The sequence below is a fragment of the Streptomyces sp. NPDC048434 genome (assembly GCF_043200375.1).
GTDB lineage: Bacteria > Actinomycetota > Actinomycetes > Streptomycetales > Streptomycetaceae > Streptomyces.
In genome coordinates this window covers 133,249-148,355 of sequence record NZ_JBICXQ010000012.1, presented here as the reverse complement: position 1 = coordinate 148,355, position 15,107 = coordinate 133,249, and the positions used below count along the sequence as shown (strand labels likewise).

At 71.6% G+C, this 15,107-nt stretch carries 13 protein-coding genes and 1 riboswitch; of the genes, 3 read left to right on the top strand and 10 right to left on the bottom strand.

Features of this window, described 5'->3' with window-relative positions; all coding sequences use genetic code 11:
• Positions 1-214 precede the first annotated feature (214 nt).
• The 6 genes from ACGFWI_RS16505 to ACGFWI_RS16480 form a co-directional block, all read right to left on the bottom strand.
• Entirely contained in the window at positions 215-721 is a 507-nt protein-coding gene (locus ACGFWI_RS16505) for an FBP domain-containing protein (RefSeq protein WP_393906641.1), read from the bottom strand.
• A gap of 78 nt (positions 722-799) precedes the next feature.
• On the bottom strand, positions 800-1,993 hold the full coding sequence (locus ACGFWI_RS16500) for a S8 family serine peptidase (protein WP_393906640.1): 1,194 nt from the start codon (positions 1,991-1,993) through the stop codon (positions 800-802).
• Positions 1,994-2,108: 115 nt separating this feature from the next.
• On the bottom strand, positions 2,109-3,524 hold the full coding sequence (locus tag ACGFWI_RS16495; protein WP_393906639.1) for a hypothetical protein: 1,416 nt from the start codon (positions 3,522-3,524) through the stop codon (positions 2,109-2,111).
• A 56-nt stretch (positions 3,525-3,580) separates the two neighbouring features.
• Positions 3,581-3,892, bottom strand: a complete 312-nt coding sequence (locus ACGFWI_RS16490) for a hypothetical protein (protein ID WP_393906638.1) — start codon at positions 3,890-3,892, stop codon at positions 3,581-3,583.
• A gap of 212 nt (positions 3,893-4,104) precedes the next feature.
• Positions 4,105-5,382, bottom strand: coding sequence for a metallophosphoesterase (locus tag ACGFWI_RS16485; RefSeq protein ID WP_393906637.1), 1,278 nt, complete (start codon positions 5,380-5,382; stop codon positions 4,105-4,107).
• Positions 5,383-5,404: 22 nt separating this feature from the next.
• Entirely contained in the window at positions 5,405-5,695 is a 291-nt protein-coding gene (locus ACGFWI_RS16480; protein ID WP_393906636.1) for an SCO4848 family membrane protein, read from the bottom strand.
• A gap of 10 nt (positions 5,696-5,705) precedes the next feature.
• On the opposite strand from ACGFWI_RS16480, the gene ACGFWI_RS16475 reads away from it, so the two are divergent.
• Positions 5,706-7,130: a D-alanyl-D-alanine carboxypeptidase family protein gene (locus ACGFWI_RS16475; RefSeq protein ID WP_393906719.1), complete on the top strand. Its 1,425-nt coding sequence runs from the start codon at positions 5,706-5,708 to the stop codon at positions 7,128-7,130.
• A gap of 245 nt (positions 7,131-7,375) precedes the next feature.
• Here the strand turns inward: ACGFWI_RS16475 and ACGFWI_RS16470 are convergent, their stop codons facing one another.
• The 3 genes from ACGFWI_RS16470 to trpS all read right to left on the bottom strand — a co-directional run bounded on the left by ACGFWI_RS16470 (position 7,376) and on the right by trpS (position 10,437).
• The gene (locus tag ACGFWI_RS16470; protein ID WP_393906635.1) at positions 7,376-8,347 is read right to left on the bottom strand and encodes a YihY/virulence factor BrkB family protein; all 972 of its coding nucleotides are present in this window, start codon (positions 8,345-8,347) and stop codon (positions 7,376-7,378) included.
• Between the two features lie 290 nt (positions 8,348-8,637).
• Positions 8,638-9,222 (bottom strand): 2'-5' RNA ligase family protein, encoded by a 585-nt coding sequence (locus ACGFWI_RS16465; RefSeq protein ID WP_393906634.1) that lies wholly within the window; start codon positions 9,220-9,222, stop codon positions 8,638-8,640.
• Positions 9,223-9,426: 204 nt separating this feature from the next.
• The gene (gene trpS, locus ACGFWI_RS16460) at positions 9,427-10,437 is read right to left on the bottom strand and encodes a tryptophan--tRNA ligase (RefSeq protein ID WP_393906718.1); all 1,011 of its coding nucleotides are present in this window, start codon (positions 10,435-10,437) and stop codon (positions 9,427-9,429) included.
• Between the two features lie 349 nt (positions 10,438-10,786).
• On the opposite strand from trpS, the gene ACGFWI_RS16455 reads away from it, so the two are divergent.
• Positions 10,787-12,064 carry a cytochrome P450 gene (locus ACGFWI_RS16455; RefSeq protein ID WP_393906633.1) on the top strand — a complete coding sequence of 426 codons (1,278 nt, stop codon included), beginning with the start codon at positions 10,787-10,789 and terminating at the stop codon, positions 12,062-12,064.
• Between the two features lie 242 nt (positions 12,065-12,306).
• Here ACGFWI_RS16455 and glyA read toward each other — a convergent pair whose 3' ends face one another.
• Entirely contained in the window at positions 12,307-13,578 is a 1,272-nt protein-coding gene (gene glyA, locus ACGFWI_RS16450) for a serine hydroxymethyltransferase (RefSeq protein WP_393906632.1), read from the bottom strand.
• A gap of 42 nt (positions 13,579-13,620) precedes the next feature.
• Positions 13,621-13,712, bottom strand: a riboswitch (ZMP/ZTP riboswitch).
• A 103-nt stretch (positions 13,713-13,815) separates the two neighbouring features.
• Between glyA and rocD the strand changes: the two genes are divergently transcribed.
• Positions 13,816-15,051 (top strand): ornithine--oxo-acid transaminase, encoded by a 1,236-nt coding sequence (gene rocD / locus ACGFWI_RS16445; RefSeq protein ID WP_393906631.1) that lies wholly within the window; start codon positions 13,816-13,818, stop codon positions 15,049-15,051.
• Positions 15,052-15,107 lie beyond the last annotated feature (56 nt).

The following is a 15,107-nucleotide window of genomic DNA, read 5'->3' as shown; positions in this document are numbered from 1 at the left end:
ACTGCCACGCCCTCAAGTTGGGCCGTCTGCCGCCCGACGAAGCCACAGGAGGGCGCACAGGGCGTCAGCCCGGGTCCACCCTGCCCCCAGGGCGCCAAGGCACGGAGGCCGTCGGTATTCGCCCCCCGGCGACGACCTTCCGGAGAACCCGCGGCCGCAAAGGAAGGAGGGGGAGCGGATGCCCCCGCTCCCCCTCCTGCTCCCCTCCGGTCCGCTACCGCTCGCCCTCAAGCACCTTGTCCAGAAAGACATCCAGGTTCCGTACGGTGCGTGCGACCCGCTCCTCCAGCGGCAGCGTCTCCTCGTGCCGCCCGGCGAGCTGGGACCGCTTGCGCCCGCGGACGTAGAGGGAGCAGGCGAGGTCGGCACACAGATACGTCCCGACGGTGTTCCCCTGCCGCCCCAGCGGCCCGGCGCGGCGCGCGGCGAGCAGGCTGACGCCGGATCCCGGATGCCCGGTCACACAGACCGAGCAGACCGTCGTCTTCGTGAAGCTCCGTCGCACGCCCTGCGGCACCCGCAACGTCACCCCGACGATCCCATCGCCCCGCGGCGCGACCAGATAACTCCGGTCCGGCGCCCCCGGATCACGCCACCCCAAGAAGTCCAGCTCGCCCCAAGGGAGTTCGGCCAGCCCCACGGGCAGATGGAGTCTGCTCGCCTCGCCCTTCGAGCAATTGACGAAGGAGGCACGTATTGCTTTTTCACCTACGGGGTCCATGGTTTGGGAAGCTAACAGCGCCCCGGGGCCACGTCTTCCGAATTTCTCCCCGCCGGGGCGGGCAGCGGCGGTCCCGGCTCAGCCCCAGGCCTGGTTGCGGGGGTTGTTGCGGCGGCGGACGGCGACCACGACGGCGATGATGATGCCGGCGATGACGACCACGCCGAGTCCGATACCGCCGTACAGCATGACCGCTTGCTTGCCGCCCATGGGCGGGTTGGGGTCGTAGCCCTTGTCGGCGCCGGGGCGGACCGTCTTCTGGGGTGCCTTGCCCTGGGGCATCGGCAGGGGCCCCTCGGCGGGGCCGGCCGCGATGGTGCGGCGGAGGGCGGGGCCGGGCTGGATGTAGCCGTAGCCGTAGTGGGTGTGCGGGAGCTTGAGGTGCTTGTCCTTCTCGGGCTGTGCCAGGCCGGCGGTCTTCACCAGACGGTTGGCGATCTGGCCCGGGGTGAGGTCCGGGAACTTCTGCTTGAGGAGGGCGGCGGCAGCGGAGACGTAGGCGGTGGCGGCCGAGCTGCCGTCCGCCGTGCGGTAGTCCGCGTCGCTCTTGCCCATGGCGACGGGGATCTTCACACCCGGGGCGAGCAGATCGAGGGTGGAGTTGGAGTTGTTGTCGTCGTCCGCCTCGCCGTACTCGTCCACCGACCCCACGCCGATGACGCCGGGGCAGGCGGCCGGGTAGCTCTTCTTGGGGAGGCCGTCGTTACCGACGCCGGCCACCACGACCACGCCCTTTTCCACCGCATAGTGGATGGCGGGGCAGGTGTCGGCGGACGGGGTGGTTTCGGTGTACGACATGTTGATGACGTCGGCGCCGTGATCCGCCGCGTAACGAGTCGCTGCCGCACCGTTCTTGTATTGCGGAAGCGGCATGATTTTGGCGCCGGGTGCCAGCCCCTTGACGCCCTCGGAGCTGCCGGGGCCGTGCCCGTGGCCGGCGATGATCCCGGCCATGGCGGTGCCATGGTCACGGATATCCTCATGAGGGCCGAGATCGTCGGACCCGTCACCTGCCGCCGTATTCGCGAAATTCGCGCCACCGACGAACTGTCCCGCCAGATCTTGATGAGTCTTACGGAATCCGCTGTCGAGTACGGCGACCGTCACGCCCTTACCGGTGGCCTCTTTCCAGAGCTGCTGGGCCCCGAATGCCTCCAACGGCCACAGATCCTTGCGTACTTGATCCGCGGAGGCGGTCCCGCCCGCGGCCAGCAGCAGCGCTCCGGTCAGCGCCGCACCCACCGTCGCGCGCAGTGTTCGGGTGACCCTCATCCTTCGCTCCTTCTTGCTGTGCTGTCCGGGCGGCATTGTTCCGTCTGAGGAAAAGCCCCGCACACCCGGGTGCGGGGCCATGCCTCAAGGGGCCGCAGGCGACGTTATCGCCAGCTCACTCGATGACGCGAGGGGCAACATTACGTTGCGGGGTCCAGGTCTCCTCGTCCTCGACGAGGTAGTCGGGACGCTGCCCGGTGGTGCGCTCCTTCTCCTTGCCCTTGCCCTTGGCTCCGGCGGCGCCCGCCATGCCTGCCTGCTTGCCGCCACGGCTGCGGTGCAGCCCCGAGCCGCCCTGCTTGGCGCCGCCCGCCGGGCCGCCCGGCTTACCGGCCATCCCGCCGCGGGTACGTGCCTGCGGACCGCTGCGGCCGGCCGCGCCCGCGGCGCCCGCCTTGCCGCCCATGCCGGCGCCCGGCATGCCGCCGCGCATACCGCCGGCACCGCCCGCGCCGCGTCCCCCGCCGGAGCCCATGCCGCCCGGCATACCGATGACACCGGGCGGGATGGCCCCGCCGGGGAAGCCGCCGGAACCGCCGGACACGCCGTGACTGCCGCCGGTCATCCCGCCGTTGATGGCACCGCCACCCGACGGCGGGGCGAGGGTGCCGCCCTGCACGCTGTCGAGCCCGGTGGTCACCGGCAGGTCGGGCCGGGCGACCTTGGGGCCGTCGAAGCCCGGCGGGACGGCATGGCCGCCCGCGCCGTTGGGCGTGTGCGGCGTCGACGACAGGTGCGGGTGGCTGCCGCCGACGTCGGGCATGTTGACCGGGGGCGGCGACGAACTGGTGGCGGGATGCTTGGGCCAGTCACCGGAGGGCCCACCGGGGTCGACGCCCTCCTTGAGGACCTTGGCCTGGCCGTCGTAGTGGTGCGCCAGCTCGTCCATCACAATGACCGCCTCGACCTGGCGCTCCTTGGTCAGGGAGAGGCTGTCGCGGTTGAGCTCCAGCGCCATACGGGCGTCCATCTTGGGGTTTGCCATGTCCCGTTTGAACTGGCTGTCGTCGCCGCTCTCGTCCGTCGCCCGGTCCACGACGCCCGGGTTCTTGATCTTCGACATGGCCTTCTTGGCCTCGCGAAGGTTGTGGGCGACACCAGCCTCCGGGCCCAGGGCACGGCTGCCGATCAGGACCCGTTCGACGACCCGGGCATGGCCGTACGTCCGGTCGATCTTCTCCAGGACCTTGAGGGCTTCCTTGCGGAATGCCCTGGCGGCCGAGCCCTCCCAGTGCGCCGTTGCGTGGTCCACGGCGTCCATGAAGGACTTACGGATGCCACCGTGGCCGTCCTCGCCCGCGAGCCGGTCGGCGGAGGCACGCCAGTGGTGACCGGACGTCTCGATCCCCTCGGGATGGGCGTTCTCGATCATCGCCCGGAGGTCGTTGAGACCGTGGTGATGGAAGTCCGATGGAGAGGTGGGGACGGGGCGGTGCCCCTTGAACGACTTGAGTCGCTCGTCCCGCTCCGCCGCCTGCTGCTGCCGCTCCATCGTCTTGGCGCTGTCGTATTCCTGCTTGGCGTCAGCCATGCAGGCCCCCCTTCATATCCATCGCCCTCACTCGCATGTACACCACCGCGGCTTGCTCAGCCATTCATCGAGTTCTTGGTGTGGTGCTCCTGGTCCTCGTACGCGCCCCGGCTGGCTTCCGTCTTCTCACCGAACTTGTGGATGAGGCCCTGGAGCGCGTTGATGACGTCCGACATGTACGTCTGCATGTCGTCATGAGCTCCGGCCAGATCGGTCGCCTCAAGAAAATTTTGCCCGAATGCCGATTTCGGAATCGTCGTGCTGTATTTCACCTTCTGGCTGGGTTCATCCATATCGGCCCGAAGATGCCTGAGCTGACGCACGACGCTGTCCAGTTCGTCGAGATCGACCTTGAACCGCTCGCTCATGTCCCGCTCTCCCCGTTTCCGTACACCCCGCTCGCCCTCGCGCCGCGCCGTGAAGCCGGAACGGTAAGGGCAACGTAAAGTCAATAAATACTAGGGAGTTGAGCCCTGTTGTTGCAAGATCGAAAGTCATGATCTGTCCGATTTAACGCAGGATGGCTCCGCACTTTGTAGGGGGGTTGTTATCTTCGCGGCGCAGGCTCGCCGGATATCGATCACGCACGCAGTGCAGCGAGTTCGACCACCGTGATGTCCGGCGGTGCCCCCAGCCGTACCGGCGGTCCCCAGGTGCCCGCGCCGCGGGTGACATAGAGCTGGGTGTCGCCGTAGCGCTTCAGGCCGGCGACGGTGGGGTTGGTGGCGGCGACGACGTAGGTGAAGGGCCACATCTGGCCGCCGTGGGTGTGGCCGGAGAGCTGGAGGTCCACGCCGAACCGCACGGTGTCGTGGATGGTGACCGGCTGGTGGGCCATCAGGACGACGGCGCGGGACGGGTCCCGGCCGCCCAGGGCCAGGTCGTAGTCCGGGCCCGCGTGTTCGGTCTGGCCCGTGACGTCGTTGACGCCGGCGAGGTCGAAGCCGGGGAGTTCGGTGCGGGCGTTCTCCAGCGGGTGGATACCCAACTCCCGTACGTGGTCGACCCAGGGGGCCGCGCCCGAGTAGTACTCGTGGTTGCCGGTGACGAAGAAGGCGCCGTGCCGGGAGCGCAGGCCGCGCAGCGGTTCGGTGGCCGGGGCCAGGTCGGCGACGCTGCCGTCGACCAGGTCGCCGACGATGGCCACCAGGTCGGGCTGGGTGCGGTTGATGGTCTCGACGATCCGCCTGGTGTGGGCGCGGCCCAGGATCGGGCCCAGGTGGATATCGCTGACGACGGCGATCCGGAAGCCGTGGGCGGCGCGCGGCAGTTTGGCCAGGGGGATGGTGACGCGCTTCACGACCGGTCCGCGGAGGGTGGTCGCGGTGCCGTAGCCGACGGCGGCGGTGGCGGCGAGGGAGGCACCGGCGGCGACCGCACGGGCGAGGAAGAGGCGGCGGGGCGGAACGGCGAGCGGCGGCAGGGCGGGGGTGCGGGGCGGGAGGAGCGTGGGCGCCGCGGAGGGGGACGGGGCGCGGGGCGGGTCGGGGGACGGGGCGGGAGCCGGGACGGCGGCGGCCGGCGGCGTCGCTCCGTCCGGCTCGCGGCCGCGGAGTGCCCATAGCCCCACCGCCCGGACCACCTCCCCCACCAGCAGCGCCAGTGTGAGATAGAGCACCAATGCCAGCCAGAGATAGCCGGGCCAGGCCAGTGCCTGCTGGAGGGGGAAGGGGGCGCCGGCGCGGCCGGCCAGCGGGGCGGCGAGGGCCGTCAGGGGGAGGACGAAGGCGGCGGCGGTGCCCGCACGGCGCGGCCGGCTGCCCGGTGTCGTGGTGTCGCGGACGAGCCGGCACCACAGGTAGCGGTGCACGCCGAAGAACAGTCCGAGGACCGGGACCACGATCAGGGCGAAGATCACGGCGTGTCCCCGTGGCCGTGGGTCAGGAGGCGGACGAGGAGGGGGCGGTGGGCTGGTCGGACGTGCCCTGAGGGGCCTCGCGGCGCAGGGCCCGCACGCCGCGGAACCCGATCACGCCAATCGCCGTCCCCAAGAGAAAGGAAGCCACCGCGAGCAGCAGATGGACCCAGAAGTAGGCAGTCGGGTCACCCGCAGCGTCGAAGGCGAGACCGCTCCCGTCCTTGCAGAGGTTTTTGACGAAAGTGATCCAGATGAACCAGCTCCACACCCCGAAGGCGAGCAGGAACCAGGACACGGGGCGAGAGAGCTTCATGTGTCCCAGTATGGGCAGCGGCTCCATCCGGCGGTCGGCAGGGGCACTCTTCCGTGGGGTGCTGTCGGCGTCCGGGGCAAAGACGGGTACGTTCACCGACGTGCCGACGACCTTCTGTGCTTCCACGGCTTCCACCGATCCGACCTCCTCGACCGCATCGGCTGCCTCGGCCGCGACCGGCAGCGCCGGCCGCGCGGCGCGCAACGGCTTTCCCCTGCGCACCGTCGCCGCACTGGCCGCCTCCGGACTGCTGGCCGCCCCGCTGCTGGCCGGCACCGCACACGCCGATCCCAAGGCTCCCGCGCCGCCGACGAAGATGTCGCAGATCGGCGGGGACCGGCTGGGCACGCCCGGCGTCCAGGTGGCCCAGACGCCCGGGGCCCCGAAGCTGCCGGGCCCGGACGCGCTGACGGCCCGCTCGTGGATCGTGTCCGACGCCCGGTCCGGCAAGGTGCTGGCCGCCAAGAACCCGCACTGGCGGCTCGCGCCCGCCAGCACCCTGAAGATGCTGTTCGCCGACACCGTGCTGCCGAAGTTCCCCAAGGACCAGAAGCACACGGTCAAGCCCGCCGACCTGGCGGGCATGGGCGCGGGCAGCAGCCTCGTCGGGATAAAGGAGAACCTGAGCTATACGGTCCATGACCTGTGGCTGGGTGTCTTCCTGCGGTCCGGCAACGACGCGGTGCACACCCTCTCGGCGATGAACGGCGGGACGGCGGCCACCGTCACGCAGATGCAGCGGCATGCGAAGGAACTGAACGCCAACGACACCCATGTGGTGACCCCGGACGGCTATGACGCGCCGGGCCAGGTCTCCAGCGCGTACGACCTGAGCCTGTTCGCCCGGTCGGGACTGCAGAACGCCGACTTCCGCGAGTACTGCTCGACGGCCAGTGCGCAGTTCCCCGGCGACAAGGGCAAGGGGGGCAAGCGGGCGACGTTCGGCATCCAGAACACCAACCGGCTGCTCAGCGGCGATTACGACATGAAGCCGTACCCGGGTATCGCGGGAGTGAAGAACGGCTCCACCACGAACGCGGGGTCGACCTTCACCGGCGTCGCCCAGCGCGGCGACCGCAAGCTCCTCGTCACGGTCATGAACCCGCAGAAAAAGGAGCACAACGAGGCCTACCGGGAGGCCGCCAAGCTGCTCGACTGGGGCTTCGCGGCGGCCGACAAGGCGGAACCGGTCGGCCGGCTCGTCGGCCCCAAGAGCGAGGACGACGGCACCGGCGCCGTGAGCGCCAAGGGCAAGGGCAAGGGCGCGCACGAGAGCACCCAGGCCGCGCTGAACAGCTCCAGCGGCGCGGGCGGCGCCTGGACCGCGGTGGGCATCGGCGGCGGCGTGCTGGCGCTGCTGGGCGTCGTGGCGTTCGCCGTGCACCGGCGGCGGCCGCTGCCGGAGCTGCTGCGGGGCCGTCAGTCCCGTAAGTGACTGCAGGGCCGGAAGTGACCGCAGGGCAGCCCCGAAGCAGCCGGAGCCGGCCCGGAAGTGCGCCCGGCCGAGCCGGAGTTGAGGCACACGTCTGAGACGGTGCCGAGCCGGTGCCGAGCCGGTGCCGAGCCGGACGCCGGGCCGGGGCCGCAGGTGCGGGTGCAGTGAGCGGCGAGCGGCAGGCAGAGGGCGAAGGGCAGAGGGCAGAGGACGGGTGACCGCGGGCGGCGCGAGGGCGGATGGCGTCAGGCCGCCCGGGGCCGCTCCCGCTCCTCCGGCCCGCCCGGTGCCTCCGGCCCGGCCGGTGCCTCCCGCCCCTCCGGCCGCTCCGGTCCGCCCGGCACCTTGCGCTCCTCGTCCTCCGCGCGCTCCTCCCCCTCCGTGGCCGTCCAGGAAGCGCAGTACACCAGCAGCTTCGCGGTGAAGTTGATCCACAGCAGCAGCGCGACCGGGGTGCCGAAGGCGCCGTACATGCTGCGCGAGGCGACGCCCTGGAGATAGCCGCTGAGCAGCAGCTTCAGCAGTTCGAAGCCGATCGCGCCGAGGAGGCCGGCGATCACGACGGCGCGGCGCGGCGGATGGACGCCGGGGAGCCTGGTCAGTATGTAGGCGAGCAGCAGGAAGTCCGCCAGAACGGCGATGACGAAACCGGCGGCCGAGAGCAGGATGCTGCCGATGCCGCCCTCCGGAAGGCCGATCGCATCGGCCACCTTGCCGACCGCGGCGGACGCGAAGGTCGAGCAGGCGAGGGAGAGCACGGCGACGCCGCCGACCCCGAGCAGCAGGACGCCGTCCCGGAGCTTGCCGAGGAAGAAGTTGGTCTTCTCGTTGTCCTTCTCCCATACGGCGCGCAGACAGTCGCGCAGCGACTCGACCCAGCCGATGCCGGTGAGCAGCAGCGCGGCACCGGCGACCAGGCCGATGGTGCCGGCGTGGTCGACGAGTGCGGCGATGTCGAGCTGTCCCGAGAGGCCGGGGAGCTGCTCGGCGATCTTGCCCTCCAGCGTGTGCAGCCGGCTGTCGCTCAGCAGCGCGGCACCGATCGCGGCGGCGACGGTGAGCAGCGGGAAGAGCGCGACGAAGCTGGTGAAGGTGATCGCGGCGGCGAGCCTGGTCCAGTGCACCCGGAGCATCCGCTCGTAGGCACGCCAGAGGTGCGTGGTCATCAGCCGGCCGGCGGCCGGGCCGATCACCGGCAGTTTGCTCAACCAGTCCATGGCGTCCCCTCGTACGGTCGAAGGCGTTCGTTGCCCTCGTGCCCTTTTGCCCGCCGGTCCGTGCAGGATGTCAGGCCGCTGTCCGGGAAGATCCGGAACGCCGGGGTGTGTCTTTCGGATCAGCCCGGATCGCGCCGTGGCCCCCGGGCGCTCGAAGGACACGCCTCGCTCGCGGTGGGGCTACCGGCGGCCCGGGTACCGGGACGCCCCGCGCCGGAGGGGGGCGGCGCCGCGGCGGGTGCCACGGGCGGTGCGCCCCTGGCTGCCGCTCCGCGGGCGGGCCGCGGCGGTCAGCAGGACGGCGCCGGCGGCCTGGAGAGATCGGCGGCCTGGCGCGGAACGCCGGCCGTCTGCGGCCCGAAGGGGTACTCCCGCTCCAGCCGCCACACCGCGTCCGGGCCCTGCTCGTAGAGCGCGAAGCCGCCGATCGTCCAGGTCGCGCAGAAGTCCCTGAGCCCGGTCTGGGCGCGGTCCATGGCCTCTTCGTCGATGCCGTGGGCGACGGTCACATGCGGGTGGTACGGGAACTGCAGCTCGCGGGCGCAGGGGCCGGAGGCGGCGCGGATCCGGGCCTGGAGGGCGGTGCAGCCCGTCACGCCCTCGGTGACCTTGACGTAGACGACCGGGGAGAGCGGCCGGAAGGTCCCGGTGCCTTCCAGGCGCAGCGGGAAGGGGCGGCAGCCGGCCGCGACCTCGGCGAGGTGGCGTTCGATGCCGGGCAGCGCGTCGGCGTGGACCTCCGTCGGCGGGAGGAGGGTGATGTGCGTGGGGATGCCGAATGCAGCGGGATCCCCGAAGCCCTCGCGCGTCCTCTGGAGGAAGCTGCCGTATGGCTCCGGGACCGCGATCGAAACGCCCAGCGTTACGGTCCCCACTGCGTTCTCCCTCCTGATGTGTGTGCGGCGCGCTCGCGCACCCTCTTAGTGTGCCGGGTGCGCGCCCTTCGCGGGGAGCGTCCTCGGTCGACTTGTGAGCGGGCAGATGAACCCTCACGGGTGAGGGCCCCGGGCTCTGTGCGGCCCGCGCGGCCGGGCGCGGCCCGCCGTACGGACGCTCCCGGCCGTGCGCCGACGGTCCCGTCAGTGCTTGGCCGGCAGCAATCCGAGCCGGTCATAGGTGGTGGCGAGGGTCTCGGCGGCCACCGCACGAGCCTTCTCCGCACCCTTGGCCAGGATCGAGTCCAGCGTCTCGGGGTCGTCCAGATATTCCTGTGTACGGTCCCGGAACGGTGTGACGAATTCGACCATCACGTCGGCGAGATCCGTCTTGAGAGCGCCGTACATCTTGCCCTCGTACTTCTGCTCCAGCTCCGGGATCGTGGTGCCGGTGAGGGTGGAGTAGATGGTGAGGAGGTTGGAGACACCGGGCTTGTTCTCGGCGTCGTAGCGGATCACGGTGTCGGTGTCCGTGACCGCGCTCTTGACCTTCTTCGCGGAGACCTTCGGCTCGTCGAGGAGGTTGATCAGGCCCTTGGCGCTGGCGGCCGACTTGCTCATCTTGGCCGACGGGTCCTGGAGGTCGTAGATCTTGGCCGTCTCCTTGAGGATGTACGGCGCCGGGATCGTGAACGTCTCGCCGTAGCGGCCGTTGAAGCGCTCGGCGAGGTCGCGGGTCAGCTCGATGTGCTGGCGCTGGTCCTCGCCGACCGGGACCTGGTGGGCCTGGTAGAGCAGGATGTCGGCGATCTGCAGGATCGGGTACGTGAACAGGCCGACGGAGGTGCGGTCGGCGCCCTGCTTGGCGGCCTTGTCCTTGAACTGCGTCATCCGCGACGCCTCGCCGAAGCCGGTGAGGCAGTTCATCACCCAGCCGAGCTGGGCGTGCTCGGGCACATGGCTCTGGACGAAGAGTGTGCAGCGCTCCGGGTCGAGGCCGGCGGCCAGCAGCTGGGCGGCCGCGATCCGGGTGTTGCGGCGCAGCTCCGCCGGGTCCTGCGGGACGGTGATCGCATGCAGGTCGACCACCATGTAGAAGGCGTCGTGGGACTCCTGGAGCGCCACCCACTGGCGCACCGCACCAAGGTAATTGCCGAGGTGGAAGGAGCCGGCGGTGGGCTGAATGCCGGAGAGCACACGCGGAGGACGCTGCATGGCGGAGCCATTCCCCTGAGGGTGGTGGTGGGCGACGGGCGGGCGATCGAGAGCCATGCCATCGATTGTCTCAGGTCCGCAAGCGCCCCCGGCGCATGGTGGCAGCAGACGGTGGAGACAGCGGCGTTCCGCCCGCGGGCGGGTCGCGCCAACGGCCGCCGCGGGGCCGGACGGCGGCCTGTTCGGGGCGGCCGGGAGCTGGAATCGTGGCCCCCAGTGGCTCCGTGATGACCAGGCAGTGGTCGGGTGCCGGCCGCGGCCCGACCGTGCGGGCGGCCGAAGCCGTGGGCCGCGCTGATGGGCCCGTGCACCGCCCCGGATCTCCGCCCCCGATCTGTGAGGACCGCCGATGACCGACGCCCGCCGTCCCGCGCCCCCGACCGGCGCCGCCTGCCCCGCACGCTCCGATGGGCCGCCGCACCCGCTCGCCCCCGGCGGCGCCGGCCGGGCCGCGGCCGATGCGCTGCTGCGGGAGGCCGGGGCGGTGGTCCCCGTCCTGCTGCCCGGGGAGGTGCCCGCGGTCGCCGTCACCCGGCACGAGGTGCTGCGCGAGGTCCTCGCACACCCCGAAGTCGCCAAGAACGCCTGCCACTTCGCCGCCCTGCGCGACGGCACCGTGCCGCCTGGCTGGCCGCTGACCACGTTCGCCACCGTCGACGGTATGACCACGGCGGACGGGGCCGATCACCGGCGGCTGCGCGGCCTGGTGACCAAGGCGTTCACCGCGCGGCGGGTGGCGGAGCTGCGGCCCCGGGTGGCGGAGCTGACGGCCGGGCTGCTGGACGGGCTGCCCCGGGCCGCCGCGGCCGATGGCACGGTGGATCTGCGCCGGCACTTCGCCTATCCCCTGCCGATGAGTGTGATCTGTGAACTGCTGGGTGTGGACGCCGCGTTGCGCGACCGGCTGCACGAGCTGTCGAACCTGATCGTGAGCACGACCGGCACCGCGGACGAGGCGCAGGCCGCCAACCGCGAGATCATCGCCGTCCTCACCCAGGTCGCCGAGGCCCGGCGGGCGGACCCGGGCGACGATCTGACCAGTGCGCTGCTCGCCGCCCAGGAGGAGGACGGCGACCGGCTCAGCGCCCGGGAGCTGGTCGGCACCCTGCTGCTGATGATCATCGCCGGGCACGAGACCACGCTCAATCTGATCACCAACGCGGTCCGGGCCCTGTGCACCGACCGCGGGCAGCTGGAGCTGGTGCTGACCGGGCGGGCCACCTGGGACGACGTGGTCGAGGAGACGCTGCGCTACGACAGCCCGGTCGCCCACTTCCCGTTCCGCTATCCGGTGCGGGACCTGGAGATCGGCGGCACGGTCGTCCCCCGCGGCACACCGATGCTGGCCTCCTACTCCGCGGCCGGCCAGGACCCGGACGCCTACGGCCCCGACGCGGACCGGTTCGAGGTCACCCGGCGGCCCGCCGCCCGGCACCTCTCCTTCGGCCACGGGCCGCACTACTGCCTGGGGGCGCCGCTGGCCCGGCTGGAGGCGACCGTCGCCCTGGAGGCACTGTTCACCCGCTATCCGGCGCTGGACCTCGCCGTCCCGGACGCGGAGCTGCCGCCGCACCCGAGCTTCATCGGCAACAGCACCCACGTCCTGCCGGTCCGGCTCACCGGCTGATCATGGGCCGGGGCCTGCCCCATGGGCCGGGCCTGCCGCACGGGCCGGGCCTGCCGCACGGGCCGGGCCTGCCGCATTGGCCGGGGCCTGCCGCACGGGCCGGACCTGCCGCATGGGCCGGTTCCTGCCCCACGGGCCGAGGCCTGTCCGACGGTGCGAGCCCGCCACGGTCCCGTCGGACAGGTCCCCGCCACACGGTGAGCCAGGCCCCCGGGAAAGCGGGAGCCGAGGTGCCGCGGACGTCAGTCCGTCGGCAGCCCCGGCGCCGGGTAGCCGGCCATCAGCTCCGCGACCTCGCCGCGGATCACCGCCAGCGCCTCCTCGTCGCCCTTGGCCGCGGCCTGGACGCTGCGGTCGATCCACTCGGCGACCAGCGGCATCCGGTCCGTACCCAGCCCGCGGGAGGTGAGGGACGGGGTGCCGATGCGGATGCCGGAGGGGTCGAAGGGCTTCCGCGGGTCGAAGGGGACGGTGTTGTAGTTGACGACGATGCCGGCCCGGTCCAGCGCCTTCGCGGCGATCTTGCCCGGCACGCCCTTCGAGGTGAGGTCGATCAGCACCAGGTGGTTGTCGGTGCCGCCGGAGACCAGGTCGTAGCCGCGGGCCAGCAGCGCCTCGGCGAGCGCCCTGGCGTTGGCGACGACCGCGTGCGCGTAGTCACGGAAGGACGGGGCGGCCGCCTCGTGCAGGGCGACCGCGATGGCGGCGGTGGTGTGGTTGTGCGGACCGCCCTGCAGACCGGGGAAGACTGCCTTGTCGACGGCCTTGGCGTGGCTCGCCCGGGACATCAGCATGGCGCCGCGCGGGCCGCGCAGGGTCTTGTGGGTGGTGGTGGAGATGACGTCGGCATGCGGCACCGGCGACGGGTGGGCGCCGCCCGCGATCAGGCCCGCGATATGGGCGATATCGGCGACGAGTACGGCGTCCACCTCACGGGCGATCTCACCGAACGCGGCGAAGTCGATGGTGCGCGGGACGGCGGTACCACCACAGAAGATGATCTTCGGGCGTTCCTTGCGGGCGAGGTCGCGCACCTCGTCGAAGTCGATCAGCGCGCTGTCCGCACGGACGCCGTACTGCACCCCGCGGAACCACGTACCGGTCGCCGAGACACCCCAGCCGTGCGTGAGGTGGCCGCCCATCGGCAGCGCCATGCCCAGCACGGTGTCACCGGGCTCGGCGAAGGCGAGGTAGGCGGCGAGGTTGGCCGGCGAGCCGGAGTACGGCTGGACGTTGGCGTGTTCCACGCCGAAGACGGCCTTGGCCCGCTCGACGGCCAGCGTCTCGACACGGTCGATGTTCTGCTGGCCTTCGTAGTAGCGACGGCCCGCGTACCCCTCGCTGTACTTGTTCTGCAGGACGGTGCCGGTGGCTTCCAGGACGGCGGCGGAGACGTAGTTCTCGCTGGGGATCAGTCGCAGCGTGTCGGCCTGGAGCTGCTCCTCGGCGCCGACCATCGCGGCCAGTTCGGGGTCGGCGGCGCTCAGCGCGGGATGCGAAAGGGGAAGTGTCATGGCGTCCTCCGGGGCGGTCGATCGGTGTTGCCGGTCGTGGTCCCGGGGTGCCCAGGCGGGGCGGCACCTCGTGATGGTTGCCGCACACCGCTTCCTCGAGGTTGCTTCCCCGTACGCCAGTCGCGGTGCGCACCGCAGAGTCTAGGACAACCCGCTCCCTGTGCGGCGGATCTTCGCAGGCCCACGGCACTGGGCGAGCGCAACAATGGAGGGGGACGCGGCAGCGCCCGCGCCCCAATGGTCTACCGAACGGAGTCACCGGTGACGTCCACGGAACGCAGCATCGCCGCCGCCGAAGCCCACAGCGCGCACAACTACCACCCGCTGCCCGTCGTCGTGGCCACCGCCGAGGGTGCCTGGGTGACGGATGTGGAGGGCCGGCGCTACCTGGACATGCTCGCCGGGTACTCCGCGCTGAACTTCGGGCACGGCAACCGCCGGCTGCTCGACGCGGCCAAGGCCCAGCTGGAGCGGGTCACCCTCACCTCGCGCGCCTTCCACCACGACCGGTTCGCCGACTTCTGTACGCAGCTGGCCGAGCTGTGCGGGATGGAGCTGGTGCTGCCGATGAACACCGGCGCGGAGGCGGTCGAGACGGCGGTGAAGACGGCCCGCAAGTGGGGTTACCGGGTCAAGGGCGTCCCGGACGGCAAGGCGAAGATCATCGTCGCGGACCACAACTTCCACGGCCGGACGACCACCATCGTCTCCTTCTCCACCGACCCCGAGGCACGCGCAGACTTCGGCCCGTACACCCCCGGCTTCGAGATCGTCCCCTACGGCGATCTGGCCGCGCTGACGGCGGCCGTCGACGACCACACGGTCGCGGTGCTGCTGGAGCCGATCCAGGGCGAGGCGGGCGTGCTGGTACCGCCGCCGGGCTATCTGGCAGGCGTACGGGAGCTGACCCGCAGCCGGAACGTGCTGTTCATCGCCGATGAGATCCAGTCGGGGCTGGGCCGCACCGGCCGGACCTTCGCCTGTGAGCACGAGGACGTGGTCCCCGACATGTATGTGCTGGGCAAGGCGCTGGGCGGGGGTGTGGTGCCGGTGTCGGCGGTGGTGTCCTCCCGTGAGGTGCTCGGCGTGTACGCGCCGGGCGAGCACGGCTCGACCTTCGGCGGGAACCCGCTCGCCTGCGCGGTGGCGCTGGAGGTGCTGGCGATGCTGCGGACCGGTGAGTTCCAGCAGCGGGCCACGGAGCTCGGTGAGCATCTGCACAGCGAGCTGGCGCAGCTGGCGGCCAGCGGCGCGGTGGACGCGGTGCGCGGCCGTGGACTGTGGGCCGGTGTGGACATCAACCCGTCACGCGGCACCGGCCGGGAGATCTCCGAGCGGCTGATGACGCGCGGGGTGCTGGTCAAGGACACCCACGGCGCCACCATCCGGCTCGCGCCGCCGCTGGTGATCAGCAAGGAGGACCTGGACTGGGGGCTCGGCCGGCTGCGGGGCGTGCTGGGAGCGGGCGGATAGGAAGGGCGCGGGACGCGGGGGTCTCGGGCGGGCAGCGGGCGGCCGGTGGGCGAGCA